At 60.3% G+C, this 24,415-nt stretch carries 11 protein-coding genes; 7 read left to right on the top strand and 4 right to left on the bottom strand.

The window, feature by feature from the left end; translation table 11 throughout:
* Nucleotides 1–60: 60 nt before the first annotated feature.
* The 3 genes from FBY12_RS21375 to FBY12_RS21365 all read right to left on the bottom strand — a co-directional run bounded on the left by FBY12_RS21375 (nt 61) and on the right by FBY12_RS21365 (nt 9,153).
* Nucleotides 61–2,811 (bottom strand): RHS repeat-associated core domain-containing protein, encoded by a 2,751-nt coding sequence (locus FBY12_RS21375; RefSeq protein ID WP_145255679.1) that lies wholly within the window; start codon nt 2,809–2,811, stop codon nt 61–63.
* On the bottom strand, nt 2,808–7,277 hold the full coding sequence (locus FBY12_RS21370; protein WP_145255677.1) for a SpvB/TcaC N-terminal domain-containing protein: 4,470 nt from the start codon (nt 7,275–7,277) through the stop codon (nt 2,808–2,810). Before FBY12_RS21370 ends, FBY12_RS21375 begins: the two co-directional genes overlap by 4 nt.
* 352 nt (nt 7,278–7,629) lie before the next feature.
* Entirely contained in the window at nt 7,630–9,153 is a 1,524-nt protein-coding gene (locus FBY12_RS21365; RefSeq protein WP_145255674.1) for a fumarate hydratase, read from the bottom strand.
* Between the two features lie 511 nt (nt 9,154–9,664).
* Between FBY12_RS21365 and FBY12_RS21360 the strand changes: the two genes are divergently transcribed.
* Genes FBY12_RS21360 through FBY12_RS21350 form a run of 3 tightly spaced genes read left to right on the top strand, consistent with a single transcriptional unit; the run spans nt 9,665 to nt 12,480 of the window.
* Nucleotides 9,665–10,771, top strand: coding sequence for a diguanylate cyclase (locus FBY12_RS21360; RefSeq protein ID WP_121731293.1), 1,107 nt, complete (start codon nt 9,665–9,667; stop codon nt 10,769–10,771).
* Entirely contained in the window at nt 10,764–11,699 is a 936-nt protein-coding gene (locus FBY12_RS21355) for an iron-sulfur-binding ferredoxin reductase (protein WP_145255672.1), read from the top strand. Before FBY12_RS21360 ends, FBY12_RS21355 begins: the two co-directional genes overlap by 8 nt.
* A 31-nt stretch (nt 11,700–11,730) precedes the next feature.
* On the top strand, nt 11,731–12,480 hold the full coding sequence (locus FBY12_RS21350) for an enoyl-CoA hydratase-related protein (RefSeq protein ID WP_145255667.1): 750 nt from the start codon (nt 11,731–11,733) through the stop codon (nt 12,478–12,480).
* 181 nt (nt 12,481–12,661) lie between these two features.
* On the opposite strand, the gene pyk is transcribed toward FBY12_RS21350, so the two are convergent.
* A complete protein-coding gene (pyk, locus tag FBY12_RS21345; protein ID WP_092278746.1) occupies nt 12,662–14,113 on the bottom strand; it encodes a pyruvate kinase in 1,452 nt (483 codons plus the stop codon).
* 193 nt (nt 14,114–14,306) lie between these two features.
* Here pyk and FBY12_RS21340 point away from each other — a divergent pair, with 193 nt between their 5' ends.
* The 4 genes from FBY12_RS21340 to FBY12_RS21325 all read left to right on the top strand — a co-directional run bounded on the left by FBY12_RS21340 (nt 14,307) and on the right by FBY12_RS21325 (nt 24,355).
* Nucleotides 14,307–14,693 (top strand): tol-pal system YbgF family protein, encoded by a 387-nt coding sequence (locus tag FBY12_RS21340; RefSeq protein ID WP_121731291.1) that lies wholly within the window; start codon nt 14,307–14,309, stop codon nt 14,691–14,693.
* A 235-nt stretch (nt 14,694–14,928) separates the two neighbouring features.
* Nucleotides 14,929–15,288 (top strand): PilZ domain-containing protein, encoded by a 360-nt coding sequence (locus tag FBY12_RS21335; protein WP_145255664.1) that lies wholly within the window; start codon nt 14,929–14,931, stop codon nt 15,286–15,288.
* Nucleotides 15,289–15,688: 400 nt separating this feature from the next.
* Complete coding sequence (locus FBY12_RS21330; protein ID WP_145255661.1) at nt 15,689–19,594, top strand: hypothetical protein; 3,906 nt, start codon at nt 15,689–15,691, stop codon at nt 19,592–19,594.
* An 87-nt stretch (nt 19,595–19,681) separates the two neighbouring features.
* Entirely contained in the window at nt 19,682–24,355 is a 4,674-nt protein-coding gene (locus FBY12_RS21325; protein WP_178111789.1) for a Tc toxin subunit A, read from the top strand.
* Nucleotides 24,356–24,415: the final 60 nt, after the last annotated feature.

Below are 24,415 nucleotides of genomic sequence, written 5' to 3'. Positions count from 1 at the left end.
CGCCGGCGTGAACTCATACGCCTGTGCGACGACTGTGATCGTTGCGTTCAATCGACGAAGTTACGCGGCTCTTTTTTGCAACCGACGTGCGCTCAACTTCTGGCTCAGGTCGTGGACGCGTTGGATCTTCCCTTGCATCGCGTATTCGATTTTTCCCAGACGATGGTTGATTCCGGCCGCCTCTGCTCTGAACTGTTGTCCAGCGCCGGCCAATTCCTCAAGTGCCTCATTGGCCGTGACGATTTCTGCATTGAGGAAATCAACCAGGGACCCCAGCTTCTGATCGAACGCTTGCAGATCTCGCTGCCCGTGGCTGTCATTTAACGTCTCGGTGAACTCCGTGCTTAACCGAAAGAAACTGAGATATTTCTCCAGATGCGTAGTGGCGGAGACATTATCCGCAGCGCCGATGGTGCCTGCGATCAGCATTTCCTTGGCACCGTCCGTGGTTCGCAAGTCGTATTTTTTCAGAAGCTTGAGCGCGGACTTTTTCAGATTGGTAGGCGCAGCCGCTTGTTGTACCGCATCCACATCGTAATCATTCTCTGCCGGCTGAAATGGATAACCAAAACTGGTGCGGCCACCGGCCTTGTCGATGATTTTGCCTGTTACGTCCGCCGCCAACGCTGCCGCCGCCACGCCCAGTGCTGGCGCAGCAGGACCGCTCCAGGAGGTCAGAGCCGCAACGTTCGCTGCGACAAAACCGGCAACGATGGCTGAGGCCATGACATTGGTGGCTGCCAGCGCGAATCTCTTGCCGCCGGATTGATAGATGTCACGTTTGCGAAAGAGATGATTGAACTGGTACATCGACCGGTCCAGCCGCTGGTCAATCTCGTTCAGCAGATTGGAATAGCGGTGGAGGACTGTTCGAGCTTCGTCCGGTGTTCGTTGTGCGCCGTCACCATCGAAATAGTTCAGCGGGTTGTTGCCAACAAATGCATACAGGTTCAGCCCATCGACATCGCCCGCCGGATCGGCGCCCACCCAGCGCTGCAGCCACGGCGCGTAATAACGCGCGCCGTAGTAATACAGCCCGCTGGCATCCATTTCCTTGCCGGAATAGCGGATCGTCTTGCAACTCGCCTCAACCGCCGAACGCGCCGCCCACCACGCCGTGCCGCCGAACGGGTAAAAGATTTCCTGACTGATCAGCGCACCGTGCTGATCCAGCTCCAGCGTGCTTGAGCCCAGGTGATCGTCGAAACCGAAACGCAGTTGATCGGCGGCAATGCCGTCGGGCTGCCCGGCGATCCAGTGCAGGCAGCGGACGCTGCCGCCCGCCAGCGCCACGCTGATGACGTGCAGGATTTCACCGTTGCTGCGCGTGCAAATATCCAGCCCCGGCAAGTAGCGAGTCTGGCGGTAGTGAGTGGCGACGGGCGTATGCGTGACGTGACGCTTGCACACGCGCACGCCCTGGCTGTAGAGGTAGGTTTCTTCATCGTCGGGCAGGCCGTTGCTGTGCGTCAGCAGGGTGACTTTGACCAATTGATCCCGCGCGTTCCATTGCATCGGCTGGCCGCGTTGCACCGCGAGCAAATTGCCGTGCAGGTCAAACAGTTCATCGAAAACCGGTTGCGGGTCGCCCTCCTGCCAGCGCACCGCGCGGTTGCTCGTGGGGTCGATGCACATCTGACGGGTGAAGTGGTTGCCGTCGCGGACATGGTGCAGTGTTTCGAGATTATTGCCCGGGTCGTACGCGTAGTGCTCGGTGTAGCGATAACGCCGGCTCGGGTCGATGGGGCTGATCAGCTCCGGCAGACCCGGCTGCAGCGTCGGCGTGTCGGCCTCGAAACCACTGGCGCTGCTCAGTCGATATAAAGAGTCGTAAGCAAACTCGCGCAGTCCGTCCACGCGTTGATTGGCGAAGTAAACCGTGGCCAGCGTGTGGTCGTTGATGTTGAGGATGTTGCCAGCCCGGTCGTAGGTGTAGGTCAGATGTTGGTACAAATGTTGGTGCAGATGTTGGTGCAGGGGCTTGGACGTTTGTCCTGCGCGCAGTTCAAGCAGTTGGCCGTTGGCGGCGTCGTAAGTCGATTGACGGGTGGTCGCGCCGGCGACCTGTTCGAGCATCTGTCCGGCGGCGTTATAGGTGGCCGAGCGCTGCAGAATCTGCGTTTTACTGGCGTCCTTGAGTTGCAGCGATACCTGGGTGAGCTGCCCGGCAACGTCATGGCGGAATTGTTGCCGATGTTCGCCGGCATCGATCTGTTCCAGGACCGCGCCCAGCGGGCTGAACGTGCGACTGGCCAGATACGCCTGGCCGTCGGCGAAGGTTCGGCTTTCGCGCAGCGCCTGGCCGCTGAGGCTGTAACTGCAGGGTCGCAGCGTGCCCGCAGCATCGATGAATTCGCTGGGCTGACCACGCAGATTGTGACCGGCGTCGGCCGAGGCGTCGGCATATCCGAAGCACTCCACAGCCGGCCGGGCGTTTTCGGCGACCGCGACAACGCGCAATTGCTCGTCGTAAGTGGTGTGCCAATGGTTGCCGCGCTGATCCCAGTGTTGCAGCACTTCGCCGCTGATCCCGAACAGGCTCAGGCGCCAGCCGGCATCGACGCTGGCGACCGCGACCGGTTGTCCGCTCAGCCCATGGGTCGAATGCAGGTTGGGCGCGGCCGAAGTGCCGAACAGCCGCGCGTCCCTTTGCTCAGTCAGGCGCCCGGCACGGTCATGCACTTGGCGGCTGATGAGTGGTTGTACGGCGCCACCGGCAATCTTGCGCAAGTAATCCACCTGCCGCACGGCCAGACCGCGACTGTCATTGACCCACAACGTCGGCGTGCGTTGATGCACTGCGCTGCTCATCGCGGGTGCCGCTCGGGTACTTCGAGTGGCGCGGTGTCGTTGAAGTCGTGGCTGGCGCTGTACCACGGGTGCACGGTGGTAAACGACTCGTAACCCTTGGCGCTGATCAGTTTGCCGGTTCGCCCAAGAGCGTCGTAGAACTGTTGATCGTGATAGCCGAACTGGTGGAACGACTGGTCGCGGATGTAACCGTGGGTATCGCAGAAGTAGGGGCGGAACACCCGCGTCGCCGCGCCTTTGTTGTTGTATTCGACGCGCTCGCTGATACGCCAGCGCGGGTCGGCGAGTTTTTCCAGCGGTTTGCCGTCGATCAGTTCCAGTTCCAGGTGTTGGTTGGCGCTGTAGGCCATGCCCGGTTCGACTTTCTGCTGGGTTTGCAGCACGCGACCGAAGCCGTCGATGCAGGACTTGGCAATCTGGATCTGCTGCAGCGGGTCGTCGTGATAACGGTCAGCGGTGAGGACCACGCTGTGTACCGGTTCCCGTGGCGCCGCTGCGATCAGCTCGATCAGCGTCTGTTCGGCAGCTGTCCAGGATTTGAGCCTGGCCAGCCGTGCTCGGGCACTGGCGCGGATATGCAGGCTGGGCAGCACGTAGCCTTGGGCAATCCAGTCTGCGCAATGGTGCGACGTTGCGGTTAGTTCGCCCATCCAGCTGAACAAATCCTTGCGCAACACACTGGCCGCGTTTTGCAACGCCGCGGGCGGATTGTCGATGGCAGGGCCGGGAAGAAGGCTGTCCGGGCGCACGTATTCGCCCAGCGGCCGGAACCCGGCAGGTGCGCCATTTTCACTGCCGTGGAAACTGATGGCGAACGGCTGCCCCGACGGCTCGTAAAGCGCTTCCTGAATATTCTCGTTGGCGTCGATGATGCGCAGCGGCTGCATCGCGTGGTAGTCGTATTCGACGCGGGTGGTGCAGCCGTCCGGCAGTTCGACGCTGATGACCGCAAGTTGATAGGGATCAAAAGTCGCCTGGGTGACGCCGTGACTTTCGCTGTCGTGATAGTTGCGCACCTTGTAGAACTCGGCCAAAGCGCCGTACTCGGCAAAACTGTATTGGGCGGACCACAGGTTTTGCTCGGCGTCCTGCGCCGCGTCCGGATCAAGAAACAGTGGCATCGTTCGGTAACCGACCTTCGTCAGCTCCGCGCGAATGTCGAACGGCGGCGGCAACACGTTGTAGGCAGCGAGCGCGGTTTTATCCAGTTGCGCGATTTCCCGTGGCGCGGCCAGCGCTTCGAACTCCGCCACACCATCGCCGAGCAACGTGCGGTCAGCCGTTTTCAGGTAACGCTGCACGGTTTGCCCGGTCAATTCGCGTAGCGCGTTCCATGCCGGGTCGTTGTGATGTTCGAGCAAGGTTTCGTAGTCGATGTCTTCAGGGGCCAGACCCGTCGGCAAACGGCCCTTGGGCAACACCCAGGCATTGCCGCGTTGTCGGTAGGGCAAGCCGATTCGCCATTGCTGTTCCTGCGCCAGGTGAATGAACTCGGCGCGGGTTTCGCTCAGGTAATAAAACTGCTGCGCCGGGTCATGCGCGTCGCGCCACCAGGTTTGTTCATCGGCGTCGTCAAACGGCGGCTGGTCCAGCGCGGTTTTGCGCCGCGCATAGTTCAGCGTCAGCGTGTGTACCGGCAGGCCGAAATCATCTTGCGCCAGGGTGATGGTGTGTTGGCACTGCGGGTCATCGATGAGGCGCTCGTACTGGTAACTGATCCGCTCCAGCAGCGAGGGCAGGAGCCTGGCGTGGGGCGGCTTTTGCTCGATGGGGCGTAACTCGCGCACCTTGTAGCGATACGCTTCCACGGAGTACGGCCGGGCGTCGTTCAGTGCATAGCTTTCCACGCGCAACACCGAGCCGGCGAGGGCGCTGGCAATATCGCGGGTGGTGGCCTCGTCCGGGTTGATCGGGTCATCAAAAGCGTCGTTGGCGTGGTACCAACAAAACAGCGTGTCGCCCAGTGGCCGGGCGTCGCTGTCACCGCTGAAATAACCATCGCGCGGCATGTCCATCCAGCGTCCGGTATGGAACCAGGTGCAGACCCGCGCCGGTTCGGTGAAGCCTTCGTCGTCGCTTTCATGGCGAGCTTCGCTGTCGGTTTGGCAGAGCAGGCCGAAGCCGCGGAATTCGCGTGCAAAGCCGTCGTAGTAGCCTTGCGTGTACGTCAGCGCTTGCACCAGGCGATTGTCGGTAATTTCATCCAGCAGCGACTGTTCTTTCACGACCTGCACGGGGAACGGCAAGTACGACGCCGCGTGCACTTCGCTCGCCTGCAACAGCTGTTTTTCATCCAGCCATTCTTGCGCCGAGCTGCGATACCGCACGTGCGTGCTGCAGCCCATATTGTTGTTGCTGGTGCTCAGCAGGTACGGCCGGGCGCTGACGAAATCGTAACGCCAGTGCTGTGGCTTGATGTGCGGCACGCTGAGGATCAGGCTCGCGCAGCCCAGCCCTTGCAGGTCAGCGAAGGTCACTTGCGTCAGGTTGTCGTAGCGCACGCCTTCGGGCCACGGCACGTGTACCGGCGTCTGTTCCAGACCATTGCCGCCGTGGTTGAAGTAGATGTCGAAACCTGCTGATTGCAGATAAATCAGCGCCGGCGCTCCGCAGCCATCGAGGTCGGCGATGCGCACGCGCCCGGCGTCAAATTGCTGATAGGTGAAGGGCAGGGCGCTCATCACGAAACCTTCGCCAAAGCGTCCGTTGCCGAGATTGGGCCAGCATTTGATTTCATTGTGGCGAACGCGGCACAGCTCGCTCATGTCGCTGCCGAGCATGTTGCCGAGAAACACCAGTTCGCCGCGTGAATTGCTGAATAACGGCAGACGATCATCCGTTGGTGTGTGGGGCACGTCCTCGCCTTTGGCAAAACCGTGTTCACGCCGGTTGGCGTACAGGCGCACGCTTTTGGGGCCGATCAGTGCCAGCGAGCTGAGGCCGTCGCCGCACAGGTCGCCCATCTGCGCCAGGGTGTTGAAGTACTCCACCGGGAACGCGCTGAACGGGATGAAACCCGACCAACTGCGGTCCGGGTTCAAGGCGTGGAAGCCGTTCATGCCCGGTTGGGCGATGACCCAGTCCAGGCGTCCGTCGCCGGTCAGGTCGGTGAGGGACTGAACCACTGGTTTACGCCGATCGCCGACCGGGATGCTGTTCAGTTCGGTCCACGGGCCGTAGATGATTTCATCGCCGCCGGCCGCGCCGCGTAACGGCTCGCGGTAATACCAGGATTGATCGTATCGGCACAGAAAGCCCGGCAAGCCTTCGCCGAACAGATCGACCGATTGATAGTGCTGCGAGTCTTCGAGGCCGGGCATGTGCTCGAACGGGAAGAACGCGGCGGGTTGGGTATTAAGGTCAAACGCGGCGTAGTCAAACTCCAGCGGCGGGCTGTTTTCCACCGCGCCGCTGGCATCGAAAGCCTGATAGTGGGCGGCGAGCAATTGGTTGTAGCGCAGTGACGTGGGGCGATATTCCAGCAGCAGCCGGCGAACCAGCGCCGGGTTTGCGCCGAGCTCCGCCGGGAAGTGATGAAACATCAACACCTGATGACACAGGCGCCGGGTGCCGACTTCAAAACCGTTGCCGTAGGTGTGGAACGGGTCGCTGCGAATCAGCCACTGGGTCAGACCGTCGGGGCCGTAGACTGGTTGCTGTTCGCGGTCCAGCGTACGTTCGCCGTAATCGAACAGCAGATGAAAGTGCCAGTCAGGCTCGCTCGGTTGCTCCGTCCAGCCGTACAAATGGCTGCTGGCCGTGACGTTGCCGTAGAGCACGCGATGCAAGTAGCGCTGGGCGCGGTAGTCGTGGGGTTTGCCCGGTTTGTCAGCGGGGTCCTCGGTTTTGTATTCGTAGCAGATGTGCTCGCCGTGGGCGCTGAGGCTTTCCTGCAATAACCACGAGGCGACGCGTTGTGGCGTTTGCGGATCGGCCAGGCGTGTGGCGTCGGTCTTGCCGAACAGGTGCAGGGTGCCGTCGGTGCCATGCACCAGGCAAAAGCCTTGCGGGTTGGCCGCCGAGCGCCAGAACTCGAGCAATTCGAAGCCGCTCTCGACGCGCGGAAAATAGCGCACCACGGTGTGCGGGCCGATCGGCACACCACGGTAATGCGTTTCGGGGCGGGACTTGATTTGGCCGTTGGCGTCGGTTTCGGCGCGCCATTGGCGGCCGTCGTGCCCGATCATCACATCGTCATCCAGATAACGCGGCACGCCTTTGCTGGTCTGGCGCGAAATGGCGCTGCTGTTCAGTCCCCAGCCGATCCCGAACGGGCCATTGCCGGACTGGCTGTCGTAGCTCAGCGTCAGACTGGGGTCGAAGCCGCGGCCGGCGGAAATCGGCAAGGGTAATTGGAATGAGGCGCTGCCGGTCAAACCGACCGAGCCACTTTTGCCAACCATGGCAATTGACGCGCCGCGCGCGATGGACGGCGTGGTGATGCTCAGTGACTGTTGATCTTCCATGGTGCCTGACCCTTTCTCGACCCCCGCGCCGAGTTCGGCGACAGGTTTGCGGTAGATCAACGCTACCAAGGTGAGAAGGCTGCGTAACCTGTCAGATCTGACAGTTGCGCGCCGATTGGTTAGACCGAATGAATTGGATGGTCAGGCTGGTTATATCGCTTATCCACCCCTGTAGGAGCGAGGCTTGCCCGCGAAAGCGGTAGGTCCGTCACCCGCATCGCTGGCTGCCAGGAAGCCTTCGCGGGCAAGCCTCGCTCCTACAGGTGGACGGCGTTGTTTTGATAATTGCGGCATAAAAAAAGCCGGGTCATCTGTGCAGATGCCCGGCCATTTTATTGCGTGGGTTCAGCGCTTATTGCACTTCGACCGCCAGACTTTCACTGATCTTTTTCTGCCAGATCGCCGGACCGGTGATGTGGACCGACTCGCCTTTGCTATCAACCGCAACGGTGACGGGCATGTCTTTGACGTCGAACTCGTAGATCGCTTCCATGCCCAGTTCGGCAAACGCCACGACGCGCGATTTCTTGATCGCTTGCGCCACCAGGTAAGCCGCACCGCCGACTGCCATCAGGTACACGGCTTTGTGGTCCTTGATCGCTTCGATTGCGGTCGGTCCGCGCTCGGATTTGCCGATCATGCCCAACAGGCCGGTTTGTTCGAGGATCTGTCGGGTGAACTTGTCCATCCGCGTTGCGGTGGTCGGGCCCGCCGGGCCAACCACTTCTTCGCGCACCGGATCAACCGGGCCGACGTAGTAGATGAAGCGACCCTTGAGGTCCACCGGTAAGGTTTCACCCTTGTTGAGCATCTCGACCATGCGCTTGTGCGCGGCGTCGCGACCGGTGAGCATCTTGCCGTTGAGCAACACGGTTTCGCCCGGTTTCCAGCTCTGCACTTCTTCCGGGGTCAGCGTGTCGAGGTTGACCCGACGCGCCGACGGACCGGCTTCCCAGACGATTTCCGGGTAGGCGTCGAGCGGTGGCGCTTCCAGCGAGGCCGGGCCGGAACCGTCGAGCACGAAGTGCGCGTGACGGGTGGCGGCGCAGTTGGGGATCATGCACACCGGCAACGAAGCGGCATGGGTCGGATAATCCATGATTTTCACGTCGAGCACGGTGGTCAGGCCGCCGAGGCCCTGGGCGCCGATGCCCAGTTGGTTGACCTTCTCGAACAGCTCCAGGCGCATCTCTTCGATACGGTTGGACGGGCCGCGCTTTTTCAGCTCGTGGATGTCGATGGATTCCATCAACACTTCCTTGGCCATCACCGCAGCTTTCTCGGCGGTGCCACCGATGCCGATCCCGAGCATACCCGGTGGGCACCAGCCGGCGCCCATGGTCGGTACGGTTTTCAGCACCCAGTCGACGATCGAGTCGGACGGGTTGAGCATGGCCATTTTCGACTTGTTCTCGGAACCGCCGCCCTTGGCCGCCACGTCCACTTCCACGGTGTTACCCGGGACGATGGAGTAGTGGATAACGGCGGGGGTGTTGTCCTTGGTATTTCTGCGCGCGCCTGCCGGGTCGGCGAGGATTGAGGCGCGCAAGACGTTTTCCGGCAGGTTGTACGCCTGGCGCACGCCTTGGTTGATCATGTCGTCCAGGCTCATGGTGGCGCCATCCCAACGCACGTCCATGCCCACACGCACGAAGATGGTGACGATGCCGGTGTCCTGGCAGATCGGGCGGTGGCCGGTGGCGCACATCCGCGAGTTGATCAGAATCTGCGCCATCGAGTCACGCGCCGCTGGCGATTCTTCGCGCAGGTAGGCTTCGTGCATCGCCTGAATGAAATCAACGGGGTGGTAATAAGAAATGAACTGCAGGGCGTCGGCAACGCTCTGTATCAGGTCGTCTTGCTTGATCACGGTCATGAGTCGCGCTCCTCTAAAAGACGGGAACATTCGGTAGCTCTTCGAGCCAGCCACAAGCATTGAGCGCCAAGCGGCAAGCCAGAGCAGTTTGGTGTGCTTTGAGCTGGCGGCGTGAAGCTTGCAACTTGAAGCTGACTCGCAGAGTCGTGGCACGCCGGGGCTGCTGGCGCGACGCTAAAAAGGCGCGGCAGTATAACGCGCCTCGATGGCGGTTACACATTGGCTTTTGGTCGGATAAGGAACGGTGGCGAGCGAGCTTGCTCGCGCCGGGCTGCGCAGCGGCCCCTCTCTTGACGTCAACAGAAAGGGAGTGCTGCGCACTCCAACGCGAGCAAGCTCGCTCGCCACACAGGCGTTTGTGCCTATAAACATGGGGCCAGCGGGCCATGCTTTTGACGCCAGTTTTCCGCCCTGAAAATTGGTTGGTCATTTACCGGTCGCGCCACTAAAGTGGCACACGGCCTGTAGAGTAGGACACTCTTTCAGCTTCTTTTTTCTGGTGAGTCAACGATTGACCCATAACGCCATTCAGCGCCTGTTACTTAAACGTTTTGCCCTCGCGGCCGGCACCTATGCCCTGGCATTGCTGCTGCTGTGGCTGGCGTTTTTCACCGGTCACTACGCGGCGCCCCTGGCCAGCGTAGTGATCGGCAGTGCGTTGGTGGTCGCCAGCCAGGCGGCCCTGTTCGCAGTTTTCTACAGCGGCTACAACCTGCGCCACGCCGACCCGAGCCTGACCGAACTCCAGGTATTGATTGGCCTGGGCTGGCAAACCTGGCTGATTTTTCATCTCGACGAGGCGCGCGGTGCGTTCCTGGTCTTCTACATCCTGATCCTGCTGTTCGGCCTGTTTCACCTGTCGCGCCGAGCGTTTGTGCGGTGCGCATTGCTGGTGTTTTTCAGTTTCAGCGCGATCACGTTGTGGGAGGGCTACCAATTCCAGTTGGCCGACCCGGCGTTGGCGCTGTTGCAGGTGTGCGTGCTGTTTATCGTGCTGGTGTGGCTGGTGCTTTACGCCCGCTACGTCCAGGCTTCGCGCCAGTTGATGCGGCAACGGCGCTTCGCGTTGCAGGCGCACCAGGACACGTTGCGCGGGATGATGCGCCAGCTCGAAGATCTGGTCGCCACCGATGAATTGACCGGATTGTTCAACCGTCGGCACTTCCTGCGCCTCGCCACGCGCGAACTCGACGCGATGGACAGCGGCGTGGTCCACGGTCTGGCGCTGATCGACCTCGACCACTTCAAACGTATCAACGACGTGCACGGCCATGCTGCCGGCGATCAGGTGCTGCAAGCCTTCGCCGGTGTCGCCACGGCGTGCCTGCGCAACGGCGACGTATTGGCCCGTTACGGCGGCGAAGAATTTGTCGTGTTGCTGCCCGATTGCGACGCCGAGCGCCTGACGTCGTGTTGCGAGCGTTTGCGCATTGCCTTCACCGATGTCGAACTGTTTGGCCTCGACGTCAGCAACCTCAGCCTCAGCGCCGGCATGACCTTGCTGGAACTCGGCGACGATCTCGACGAAGCCCTGCAACGCGCCGATCAGGCGTTGTACCGGGCCAAGCGCGACGGGCGCAATCGGTGCGCGGCGGCGTGGGAGAACGTCGATGCCTGAAGTGCGGGTCGGCGAGCGCCAGTGGTCAGTGGCGGCGGGCAGCAACTTGCTCGATGCCTTGAACCAGAACGGCGTCGCCGTGCCCTACAGTTGCCGCGCCGGCAGTTGTCATGCGTGCCTGGTGCAATGCGTGCAAGGCCTGCCCAACGACAGCCGCCCGGATGCCTTGAGCGCCGAGCAGCGTCAGCAAGGTTGGCGCCTGGCCTGTCAGTGTTCAGTGGTCGAAGACTTGCAGGTCCACACCTTCGACCCGCAACGCGACGGTCGCCCGGCGCAAGTCGCCGCTGTCGATTGGCTGTCGGACAACGTCTTGCGCCTGCGCCTGATCACCCAGCGACCACTGCGTTACGGCGCCGGCCAGCATCTGGTGTTATGGGCCGGCAACGTCGCGCGCCCGTATTCGCTGGCGAGCCTGCCGGAAGAAGACCGTTTTCTCGAGTTTCACCTCGATTGCCGCCAGCCCGGCGAATTCAGCAACGCCGCGCGCCAGTTGCAGATCGGCGACAGCCTGCGCCTCGGTGAACTGCGCGGCGGCGCCCTGCATTACGACGCCGACTGGCACACCCGGCCACTGTGGCTGCTGGCCGCCGGTACCGGTTTGGCGCCGCTGTTCGGCGTCTTGCGCGAGGCGTTGCGCCAGGATCACCAAGGCGCCATCCGCGTCATTCACCTGGCGCATGACGCGCACGAGCATTACCTGGCCAAACCTCTGCAAGCCATGGCCGAGGGCCGCGACAACCTCACAGTGGAGCTCTGGACCCCGGCCGAGTTGCCGCAGGCGTTGGCGCAACTGCGGCTTGTTTCGCGGCAAACCCTGGCCTTACTCTGCGGAGCCCCCGACAGCGTCGACGCCTTCGCCCGGCGCCTGTACCTGGCGGGACTGCCGCGCAATCAACTGCTAGCCGACGTGTTTGTTCCGCGTGGTTGAGCGCTGATCGTCTAACCACGCGAGACTTGCCATGCCAGATGCCATTCATGTTGAACGCGAGGGCGGTCTGCTGACCCTGCGCCTCAATCGCCCAGACAAGAAAAACGCCCTGACCCGCGCCATGTACGCGCAACTGGCCGAAGCGCTGAGCGAGGCTGACCAGAGTCCTGAGATCAACGCGGTGCTGATCACCGGATCCGCGGAGTGCTTCACCGCCGGCAACGACATTGCCGATTTCATTGAGCAACCGCCGAGCAACCTCGACAGCCCGGTGTTTCATTTCATGCTCAGCCTGCTCGACTGCCGCAAACCGGTAATCGCCGCGGTGGCCGGGGCGGCGGTGGGTATCGGCACGACGTTGTTGCTGCATTGCGATCTGGTCTACGTCAGCCGCGATGCGCGCTTGCGCATGCCGTTCGCGAACCTGGGGTTGTGCCCGGAGTTCGGCTCCAGCCTGATTCTGCCGCGCTTGCTCGGGCACGCGAAAGCGGCGGAGTTGTTGCTGCTGGGCGAAGGCTTCAGCGGTGAACAAGCGGCGGCGTGGGGCATTGCCACCGAAGCGCTGGGCAGTGGCGAAGCGGCGTTGGCCAAGGCGCGGGAGATGGCGTTGCGTTTCGAAGCGCTGCCGGCCGAGGCGGTGCGCATCAGCAAGCAATTGATGAAAGCACCGGATCGCGAATTGCTGCGCAAGGTGATCGAGGAGGAGGGCGCGTTGTTTACCGAGCGGCTGCGTTCGCCGGAAGCGCTGGCGGCGTTGTCGGGGTTTATCAACCGGCGTTAGCTCTGCGGTGATCGGGCTGGACCCATCGCGAGCAGGCTCGCTCCTACAGTTGGAATGCGTTCCCTTGTAGGAGTGAGCTTGCTCGCGATGGCGCCAGCCCAGGCAACACATATGCTGGCCCAGAAACCAAAAAGCCCCGCCATTCACATGGCGGGGCTTTGGTTTTTCAGCAACCGGTCAATCAGACCATTGGGTCCCCAACGTGCAGGATCTTCATGCCGTTGGTGCCGCCGATGGTGTGGTAGCTGTCGCCCTTGGTCAGGATCACCCAGTCGCCTTTTTCCACAACGCCACGCTTGAGCAGCTCATCGATTGCAGCCTGGCTGACTTGCTCAGGCGGCAGCGATGCCGGGTCGAACGGTACGGTGTAAACGCCACGGAACATGGCGGCGCGCGCCTGGGTTTCGCGGTGCGGGGAGAACGCGTAGATCGGCACCGAGGAACGGATGCGCGACATGATCAACGGCGTGTAGCCACTTTCGGTCAGCGCGATGATCGCTTTCACACCCGGGAAGTGGTTGGCGGTGTACATGGCCGCGAGGGCGATGGACTGGTCGCAGCTTTCAAAGACCTTGCCGATACGGTGGCTGGAGGTCTTGCTGGTCGGGTGCTTTTCGGCGCCGACGCAGATGCGCGCCATGGCCTGCACGGCTTCCAGCGGATACAGACCGGCAGCACTTTCGGCCGAGAGCATGACGGCGTCGGTGTAGTCGAGCACGGCGTTGGCCACGTCGGACACTTCGGCGCGAGTCGGCATCGGGTTCTGGATCATCGACTCCATCATCTGCGTGGCGACGATCACCGCTTTGTTGTGGCGACGTGCGTGCAGGATGATTTTCTTCTGGATGCCGACCAGCTCGGCATCGCCGATTTCCACGCCGAGGTCACCACGGGCAACCATCACCGCATCGGAGGCTTTGATCAGGGCATCGAGGGTGTCGTCGTCGGCCACGGCTTCGGCGCGTTCGATCTTCGCCACCAGCCAGGCAGTACCGCCGGCCTCGTCGCGCAGTTGACGGGCGTATTCCATGTCGGCGGCGTCGCGCGGGAAGGACACGGCGAGGTAGTCGACTTCCATTTCGGCGGCGAGCTTGATGTCAGCCTTGTCTTTTTCAGTCAGGGCTGGCGCCGTCAGGCCACCGCCGCGACGGTTGATGCCTTTGTGGTCGGACAGCGGACCGCCGATCAGCACGGTGCAGTTCAACTCGGTGGCGGTGGCGGTATCGACGCGCATGACCACGCGGCCGTCGTCGAGCAGCAATTCGTCGCCGACGCCGCAATCCTTGACCAGGTCCGGGTAGTCGATGCCGACCACTTGCTGGTTGCCTTCGGTCAGCGGATGCGCGGTGGAGAAGGTGAACTGGTCACCGATCTTCAGCTCGATCTTCTTGCCGGCGAATTTGGCGATACGGATTTTCGGTCCTTGCAGGTCACCGAGCAGGGCGACGAAGCGACCGTGCTTGGCGGCCAGGTCACGCACCAGCTTCGCGCGAGCCTTGTGCTCGTCGGGGGTGCCGTGGGAGAAGTTCAGGCGGGCGACGTCCAGGCCAGCCAGAATCAGCTGTTCGAGAACTTCCGGCGAGTTACTGGCGGGGCCAAGGGTAGCGACGATTTTGGTGCGACGGACGGACATGCATAGACTCCTGAGTTCAAGCGCTGAGTGAGGCTACTATGCTCGGTGGCTGTAGTCATTGTTCATCTGCACTACTTTTTTTTGCAGATCTTTGTTTTTTGCAGATCTTTGTTATTCGCTTTGTTCTTTAAACGAACATTCCTGAAGAATTTGCGTAACAGGTCGATACAGAGCTCAAGACAGGAGAACCCTCATGCGATTTGCGCTCATTGCCGTCCTTGCCCTCGCTACCCTCAGCGTCACGGGCTGCACCCGTTGGTCGATGAACCACCATTTGAATAACGCCTACAGCGCCTATGACCGGGGCAATTGCGAGCAGGTGATGCTCGAATTGTCCAAAGTCGATCGCGCCAGCCGTGCGCGGCCGTATGTGCGCCCGGAAGTGTCGATGATGCGCGGCCAATGCCTGGAACGGCAGAAGTTGTTTATCGACGCGGCGCAGACATACCAGTACATCATCGCTGCCTACCCGCAGAGCGAATACGCCTACCGGGCCCGCGCGCGTCTGGAAACCCTGGCTTCGCTGGGTCATTACCCGACACGCAGCGCCGCCACCGTGGTGCGTCCGACGCGGTTCTGATGACAGAAATCATCCCGACCCTGGCCGAGCGTGGAGGGTGAGCTATAGTCGATTGGTCGGGTTGGAGCTGTATCTCCAGCCCCACGTAACACTTGTGACTGGCAGCAGTAATTGGCAGCGGTCTGCTTAGGCCGTTGCACCGGAAGCAAGGAGAGCGCGCCGCTGTTGCTCCATCAAGGCTCGTTCCGAAGCATTAGTGCGGCTCTGCTTAAGAGCCTTGCGTAGCGGATTCAGCATGTTTACCGAGCGCCGTATCGAACGGCATCAACTGCCGTATTTCCTCAGAGTGTTCAACAGCGTCACCGACAAGCCCATCGGGTTTTTGGGCAATGTCTCCGCAGACGGGCTGATGTTGATCAGTCAACTGCCGATGATGATTGGCGCTGACTTCGACTTGCGCCTGAAGATTCCCGCCACTGACGGCTGCATGCAGGTCATCGACTTGCGTGCTTGTTGCCTCTGGTGCCACGAAGACGCCACGCCCCACCACTATGACGCCGGGTTCAGCCTGCAATGGGCACCGCCGGAATATGTGCAATTGGTGAGTGCTTTGCAGCAGTACTTCAGTTTTCAGCCAATGCCGGCGTCTGCCTGAGTTCCAGATCTGTCACACAGGTCAGTCGGCCGGAAGGCCCTGAAAACCGGGGCATCCCAATCCGCCCAGCGCTCAACTACCTGACGATCCGGATGGGGGATAGGGACATCCCGACCGTCGGGTGAGCGAGTGCAATCTTCATCAGCCTTCCGGGCGACTACACCTGGCCGCTGCCAATGCGCAGCGACGCCGACCAACTTACGGGCCAGCCATGAAGCGCACAAGCCAGCGGTTTCCGGCGAGTGTGTAGGCAAAGGCGCATTGTTTTGTAGGCACTGAAACTTCGGAAAACTCTGTAGGACCATTCGTCAGAACTGTCACTTTTTACAGGTAGGCATGCTGGTTGTTTCGGACTAAAAAGATTGCATTCCAGTCTGAGTCAATAAAGAGGCCGCCCTTGATGATCGATTCTTCTGATGCTCTTGAAACTCCTTTGGATACTGCTCCATATATCCATACGCCTCAGGATTTCTCGAAAGTGAGCGGCAGCGCCCTTCTGACAATCAATGGCGCAGGACATGCGCGTCGACGTGTGCGGGTCGTGACTCCAGGCTTGGAAGATGCCCTCAGTCTGCAAATGGAAATGGGAGGCGATGGTCATTTCACATTGACACTGAGCAACTTGCTTGCGCCGGGTGTTCACAAGTTGCAGATATTGCAATGGGACATGTACTCAGATAGCCATAGACGCTCGCCGATCATGACTGTGATGGTGGAGCAGCGCCCGGTTGTCGGGAACCCGAGCCTGGTATTCGATACTACCAAACCGAATATTCGAGTCAGCGGTATTCCCGGTGCGACTGTTCAGGTAGTTCGCCACCCCGAAGGTACGGCACTCAGTTCTGCGCATCAGTTGACTGGCGCACAAGCAATTTGGGTGCCCATCACCGTTGCGATGGGACCAGGTTTGCAGCGTATCGCTGTGAAGCAGACCTATCCTGATTTCGCAGGCAATACGATGTCGTTCGCAGTTGAAATCTGGATAGTCCTGGCACCCACTATCACTCAGCCCTTGATGGAACCGCCCACCAAAGAACAGCGACCTGTGATATCGGGAACCGGCGGTATACCGGGAGCGAAAGTTGAGGTTTCCATTACCGGAGGTACGCCGGTTCTTCGTGACGCAACGGTGATGGATAACGGTGCGTGGAGCGGCACCAGCCAACATACCTTTGCTTTAGGACTTGAACACAAGCTGACGACACGTCAGATCTATTCCGGAATTCCCTCGCAATGGTCGGCCGATCATCTGTTTTACCTTGTCGGGCCTCCCACCATTACCGTGCCGGCATCGAAGACCATCGAAATAACCTCAGTGTTCAACGGCACCGCCCCCGCCGGGTTCTGGCAGAACAGGATCGAATTATTCCGTGCGGAAAATGATTCGTTGGGCACACAGTTGGTCACGTCTGCCACCGGCGCATGGAGCAAGTCCGTCGTACTGACGCCAGGCCCGCAGTCGATCACCGCGACCCACACTTATCGATCGGTCACCTCAATACGCAGCACGGCAATACTTTTTCTGGTCCGCCCTGCAACACCGACGATTTCCTCTCGGCTCAAGGGAACGGAGGTCGAGTTGCATGGCACCGGTCATAGCGGTGCGAATGTTCTGATGCACGTCCATTTCAACGGTGATGGCACCAACGTCTTCCTCGAAGCTGCTATCAACTCAGGTACCTGGGCTGCGGTGATTCCGGCCTCTTTGACACCGGGGAATTACAACTTTACCGGGCGGCAAAGTGTTTCGGATGGCGGCAGCGGGCGCATTTTCAACTCGGGTTGGGCAGTGGGCACGGCGGTCAACATCCCGACGCCTGTTCCTGTGGTCCCAACGGTCACGGTGACGGGGCAGCGCCCGAGATTTAGCGGCACTGGCCGCCAATGGGGCACCTCGCCGGTACAGATCATCATCTACAACAACAATGTATTGCTGGCGAATGTGCCGCAGGCTTCGGTACAACCCAATTTGAGTTGGACGACCACTGCTACCGCCGATTTACCGCCAGGAATCTATTCCAAACTGACTGCCCGGCAATGGGTCAACAATCAGTATTCGGCGGACAGTGCCGAGTTCTCGATGACGGTGCCTATATCTCCGCCAATTTTCATCAACCCTCCAGTGGAGGCCATCAGCGGGCAACGGCCGCAGATCTCCGGAAGCGCCTGGCCGGGTTCGTCGGTCTCGCTGTCGATTCCGGGGCGCGGCGATGTTCCTCTTACAGCAACGGGTGGCTCCTTCGTCCTCGACGCCACCGAGGATTGGGCGCCGGCGACGTACTTGCTGACGGCAATCGCGAATTACGGCGGGCAGGGTTCGACGACGGCCACTCGCCAATTTACGGTCAAGACGCCGCCGCCGATTTTTACCACGCCCGACAATTCGGAAGTTGACCTGACGCCGGTCATCAAGGGGCGCGGCTTCAATGGGTGCTGGATCATCGTTTACTCGGTTACGCATGGCGCACTGGGCCAGGGGCCAGTGGACGAAAACGGCGAGTGGTCTGTGCATCTGACTGAACGAGCACCCGGAAATCTGACTGTTTATGCCATTCAGAAAGAAGACCGTAATAGCAGTAACGACTCGCAGAGGTCAGCGCAGATTACCGTGCAAGTTCGTGTTTCGATGCCGCTCGTCCAAGTGCCGCCCGTCAATGGCAGGCCAGGCCGCACGTCTGTATTTTCGGGTACGGCGACCGTCGGTGGCACCGTCGAGCTGGGGATCAGGGGGCAAGCGCCGCTGAAAACCGGCATCGTGATAGACGCAGACGGCCAATGGCAGACGTCAGTGACATTGCTACCAGGCGCAACGATGCTGGAAGTCAGAGTGCGGCAAAAAAACTACCTCAGTGAGCCTCGTGAACACCTTGTTACGGTAGTGCCGAACCAGCCGGTGATTGACAGCCCGCGCGACGGCGAAGCGGTCGGTCGAACGCTGCGAGCATCCGGGTTTGGTTATCCGGGGGATGAGATACGTATCGACCGGCGCCTGTATTTCGCCTATTTGGGTGCGACGACGGTGTTGCCGGACGGCACGTGGTCAACGTCGGTCACTCAAAACATACCGGGCGAAGTCAAAATCTCTGCGATCGCCAGCGCTGGTCCTGAGCTGACATCGGTGTACTCGGATATTCCCACCCTGCCAGTGCTGAAATTGCCTGCGCAGATCGTTGAACCGCTGGCGGGCGATTGGGTTGGCGTGCGGCCGCAATTCAGTGGTCTGGCCACACCGGGGGCGGTCATTAATGTCGCGTCCTGGTTCAACACCGATGAGCTGCTGGCCCCTTCGACAGTCGCAGATGCGCTTGGACGCTGGACAGTGATCGGCAACACAGACATGCCCGTCGGCGCAGCTCGAGTGATGGCGCGCCAGACCATCGACGATCTACCTTCCGAGTGGGTTGAAGGGGGACGTTTCATGGTGGAACGGGTGCTCGCCGAGTTTGAGCCGCCCACCGTACTGTTTCCGCGCATGGGGCAAGAGGTCGGACGTTACCCGGTGTGGGAGGGACGCGGTGCCGTTGGTGCCGAAGTCACCATTATCAAGGCCCGTGAAGTGGATACCGTACTTGCCCGGACACGTGTCGACCGTGACGGCCGCTGGGCGGTGCAATCTCAAGTGCAATTACCGGTGTCGGACTTGCCGTTCAGCTGTTCTGTTCGCCAGAGCCGGGATGGCGCGACATCGAAGTGGTTGCAGCCGAACCGCGAATTCAAGGTGATCCAGGTGGCGCCGGAATTCGACCGACCGATCATTGACCAACCCGGCGACAACGAGACCCAGCCATTGGAGCAACGGCCGTTGTTTGCCGGGCGAGGCATGCCGGGCGCAGAGATCAAAGTGTGCCGACACGACAGGCTGACAGACGTTTACGCGACCACTCAAGTCGATGCACGGGGCAACTGGTCGGTACGCGGCAGTGAGCTGGTAACGGGTGCCCATCAGGTGACATGCGTGCAGACGATCGACGGGCAACAGTCAGCCGCGTCGGACATCGTCATCAATTTCACGGTTGCAAGAAAAGTCAGCATGCCGCGATTCAACGTACCAGCCACTGGTGCTCAAGTGTCGCCCGTCGCCGTGCTGACTGGCACTGCGTTACCAGGGGCAGTAGTGGTCCTGGTTCGTGCGGGGTCTCCCAATACCGAATGGGGGCGCGGTCCGGTGGACGAGCACGGACAGTGGGTGATTGTGACCCGTGCAATGCCACTGGGAAATTTCAGCGTCACAGGCAAGGCCTACCACGAAGAGATGCAATCGGGCTGGATGCTTGCGCTTGATCTGCAAGTGATCGACGTCGGCTGAGAGCCTCTTGTCACGATTCAATCTCCAGGCCTGCCAAACCTATCCATAGACGGATTGGTAATCGTCTTTTTCGAAGGGAAGAGTCCAATGAACACCGCTGACAACTACCCGGTTCATCTACTGATCAGTGCTGTGCTGGGAGAGGCGCGAAATCTCCAGGTTGGCTCGCCCTTCGATGAATACATCAAAGAAAATCCCAGTGTTTTCGACCTGATCAAATTGGGGGCCGCCGGTCTCCAGGACCTAGGTCTGACGCGCGCGCAAGCGACGACGATGATTGCTCGTGGCAATGCGCTGGCCTTGTCGATGGCCAGAGCCTTTCGCGAGCATTATTTGCGAGCGGACCCGCCGACTGACGAACCCGCGAGGTTGCAGACGCCGCCGACCTATATGGACCAATTCGCCCCGAATATCAACGCCAGTGCCCCGGTTGGCAGCATCGAAAACAGCGCGTCGACCACCGCTTATCTGGTGTCGCTGCGTGAGTGGGTGCGCGACAAGATCGTGCCTGAGGGGGACGAACAAAATGTCTTGCCGCTGGAATCGCGGCGGCCGGACCTGGACGCATTGCTGATCGACGAAATGGCGGTCAAGCGGCGCCAGTCCCGGCTGGAAATCGCCGACACGGTGTTGGAGAAGCAGATCCAGACCAAATTGAAAATTACCGACGTCAAAGCGTACCTGCGCAAGAGTCGGTTTCATAACGGCCTGCCTTATGACCATGACTGGGAGAGCATCAATCACGTGGTTGGCAGCACGCTGGAGCACGGAGCGCTGGGCGACATTATTCGCCGAGTGGATCTGGATTACCCGTATTTCAAAAACGCCGGTGGGCAGGGTTCGCGTGCAGACGTGGCCATGCAGCTGAGCAGCACGATAGGGCCGCTGAAGTTGGCGTTGCTGCTCGAGGCCCCTTATTTTGCGCTCGATGCGCAAATGGCACTGGCGCCACTGCAGCGAGTGGACCCGCGTACCCGGTTGGTCGATCCCGACCCGGAGCAGTCTGCGGGATCATTTTATAGAGACAACTTTGGCAACCTCGGCGAGTTTTTGAACAACGTGCGTGCGCTCGAGGTTTTTAGCCCGGCAACGCGCCTTGATCAGCGCGGGGTTGAGGCATTGGTGGGCCGTGGCGCTTTTACCCCCAAGCTTTCTGCCAACGCTTCTGCGCTGGGCGATCCGGACTTGCCGTTGTCTGGAGTCGTCGCAGGCGCCCGATACATACACGCGGGGCAGGAGCCGGCAATCGAGTTGGAACGTGGCGGACTGGGCAACATGTTCCGTTTGTTCAACGTCGGTGAGGATCCCATGCCTGAGCTCGAGCATCGTATGGATCGCATAAATCGCAAGTGTCGGCTCGACCGCATGCTGCAACTGCCCAGCCACCATGTCGATCAGCTACTGATTGCGGCAATGCAGGCTGAAGAGCGCGGCACGGGGCAGAAGTCGATCTGGATTCGCAGCAATACCTTGCGTTTCCTGGGCTTGTTCAAAGAGTTGAATATCCAGAATGACTGCCAGCCCGAAGAGTTCGCTGCGCTGGTCGACGTACTGTCGGTGTACGGGCAGGACGGGCAGTTGGCCCACTTTGACCGAGTCTTCAACCGTCAAGCCACTGCCGAAACACCTCTGCGCATCGATGGGGTTGATTTCCCGATCGTGCCGCGCCCGGAGGATGAACAGCAGACCGTGCATCAGATTTGCAGTGGTCTGGAGATCAATTTCGAGACCTACCGTTTCCTCGCCACAGTAATCGCCAAGGCCTACGGCCTCAAAACTCACTTGAAGCGCAGCCTGCCGATTCTCTCGAGTTTCTGGCGTCTGGTCTGGCTCGGGCGGATGGCCGGGCTCACGCCCATCGAATCAACCGCATTGCTGCAGACCTTGAGCGAGGGTGAAGGGCTACTCGCGCAACTGGCGGGTGAACCTATTCTTTCCGGTTTTGGTACTGGCGATGGCGCCGATGCACTGAGTTCTATCCGCGCATTGGTCACCTGCGCAAACTGGACCAGAGAGTTCGATTTGCCCGTGCTGTGGCTGGTGCAAAACGTCAATCCGGTGTTTGTGCCGACTCTGTGGTCGGTCGGTCAGGAACAACTATTGCTGAGGTTGCGTAGCCAGGTAATGCCGGTGTGCATGCAGCAAGCGACGTTGCTGGAGGAAGGAGCGCCGTTGCGTGACAAAGATGAGCGCCTTCTCGACTGGATCAGCAAGCTGGCGGCACTGGTGGATGAACATGGTCTGGTCATTGGGCGGCATGACGAAACCGAAGCGCTGTACCGGGCGCGCGCCGACTCGGTGATCAAAGAGGTGGTCACCGATGTTCTCGGCGCCAATGTCGACCCCTCCCTGGCCGAGCGCCTGCACGCGCTGATCCGCGTAATCCTGTTGCGTTGCCGCGACGAACAGCGAGTCGTCGTGGAAGAAGGTCTGGCGGTGTATCTGAAACTTGACTCTTTACTGGCTGCGCAGGTGCTCGCCTGGTCACAAGGGCATGCGTATACCTTTTTGCAGCAAGCTTTGGCGTTACCGGCAGGTGACACGCCGCTGTCGAGACCCGTATTGGATGAGCCAGAGTTGTTCCTGGAGTTGCTCGCCGAGCTGGAGCGGCGGGCACGCATCGCCGCTAAATTGGGCTTGAGCCCGCAGATGCTGCGGACCTTGCTCACCGGTGAGCAATACCTGTGGTTCAGCCTCGCCAGTCGTTACGAGATTTCGATCCGCAGCGTTTATTACCTGACGTTTTATTGCCGAATGATTACTCGGGCTCGGCAGCCCGAAGAGAAAATGCTCGACTACCTGACTCAGGTCAATCAGTTGCCCGAGGACATGAGTCCAGACGCTGTGCCTCTGGTGCGCGATGCTGCCGCCAACAAGCTCGCCACGTACTTCGGCTGCGGGCTACGGCACGTATTGACTTGCGCCGAACACATCACTCGAAGCGCGGAAAACGACAACGCCAGCCCAAGGCCGATCCTGTGCAACCTGGCGCATCTTGACCTGCTTGTACGTACCTTGACACTGGCTGGAAAAGGCATGGATGCCGCCGCCGCATTGGGTCTGGGGATGCTTGCACCCTGGGACCCGGACGCGCAGTTTGCATGGGCGGCGCAAAATGCGCTGGAAAGCCTGGCGCGGTTCAACGCCACGACGACAGTCCTGGACTCCGCAGAAATTGGTCAGAGCTTTACTACTCGCTGCGTGGTGGACAATCCGCATCTGATCGCCAATGTGCTGCAAGAGGTCGCGGAGTTTGAATGCACGCTGCTCGACTTTTATGGCGAGCCTCTCAAAAATGTGGAAATACACTGGGCCACGGACTTGGGCGCCATCCTTACACCGATCACCAAGACCGACGATCAGGGGCGGGCCCGGGCTGTATTGCAGGCGGGCTCAAGAATGGGCACCGCCCACGTGTCATTCAATCTGCCGCTGTATGAAGCGACTTACGCACCCTCGGTGGTCATCGACTGTGATGAAGCGACGCTCAGTTTCAAAGGCGAATTGAGTTCAATTGTGCCCAGGGATCCGGTATTGGCCGGACGCTTGTGGCAGCAGGAGATGTATTCGGTCCTGACCGACGATTACGGCAACCGGGCGGCGCACCGACAGGTCGCCTGGTCTACGACTCTGGGTGAAATCCGCCCCGGCGAGACGTTTACCGACAAGGACGGCCTCAGTCGAGTCTGGATCTCCAGCCTGAGCCCCGGCCTGGCGACGATTGCCGTTGGTAATGTCGAGGGCAGCCATCGCTTGACCTTCAGCCCACCGATCACGTTTGCCGATCAGCCGCGGATTCGCGAAACATTTGTTGTGTCCTCGTCGCCGATGGTCAATGAACACCTGATGGTGCAGTGCCTCGTGGTTGGGCTGGATGATGCGCCAGTCGCTGATGAAGAGGTGATGTGGTGGACAAGCACAGACCCTGTGAAAGTCCCGCATTTGACTACAAGCGATGGTATTTCCGAATTTGATATCGCGGTATCACAGGCGGGTGAATGGACGATCTATGCACAATTGGGCATTGCTCCGGCTGTCGAGTTAAAGGTTTGGGTGCCTGCCGACGTGGTTATTGAGAATTTCAATAAGGTCGTTACGCTTCCAGTCGCGGGGGCCGCGCGCCCTGCATTGCTGTGGGTCGACGTGAAGGAGGCAATGTTGCCGGATGCCCGCCCCGTGGCCAATTATCCCGTGTACTGGGTGGATGGCCCTTCAGGCGTGGGCAAGCAAGTCATTATTGCGACCGATTCCCTGGGCCGATCGGTTTATCCATTCACCTCTGCAAGGGTGGGGCGGTTCTATGTGACCGCATTAGTGCCCACGCATCCAGAGGAAGTAATCAGCTTCGATCTCACCGTCATTCCTGCTTTTGCCTGGAACGTCGTGTTGATCACCCAAGTCGCCGGAGAGGACGTTTCGAATGAAACAATCATCCCGGGCGTTGATGAGCTGACCCTGTACCGAGACGCCGAATACCGCCTGGTAATTACTGCGGTGGACAGCACCCCACTGCTCGATAGCCACGGCGCACTCGGCTGGAGCTCCGACTATTCCAGCCAGGCACTGGCGATGGTCTTCGAGCCGCCTCTCGCGACGCGCGTTCCTTTCACCGATGAGCCTTTCACAGTGCGGATTCGCACCGGCAACGTGCGCAATGGTCGCTTCCAGTTGAGTCTGTTCTGCGACGTCCTGAACGAGGCTTTAGTGCTCGATGGCACGTTAGGCAAGCGCCCCGTCACGCAACCGTCGCCATCGAAATAATCGGTCGACAGATTATCCAGACACTGGTTGGCAAGGTGCTGTGTGTGCCGAGTCATCACG

It is taken from the genome of Pseudomonas sp. SJZ131 (assembly GCF_007828705.1).
GTDB classification, from domain to species: domain Bacteria; phylum Pseudomonadota; class Gammaproteobacteria; order Pseudomonadales; family Pseudomonadaceae; genus Aquipseudomonas; species Aquipseudomonas prosekii.
Note: the sequence above shows the minus strand (reverse complement) of the source record. Positions and strands in the feature narration are given on the sequence as shown.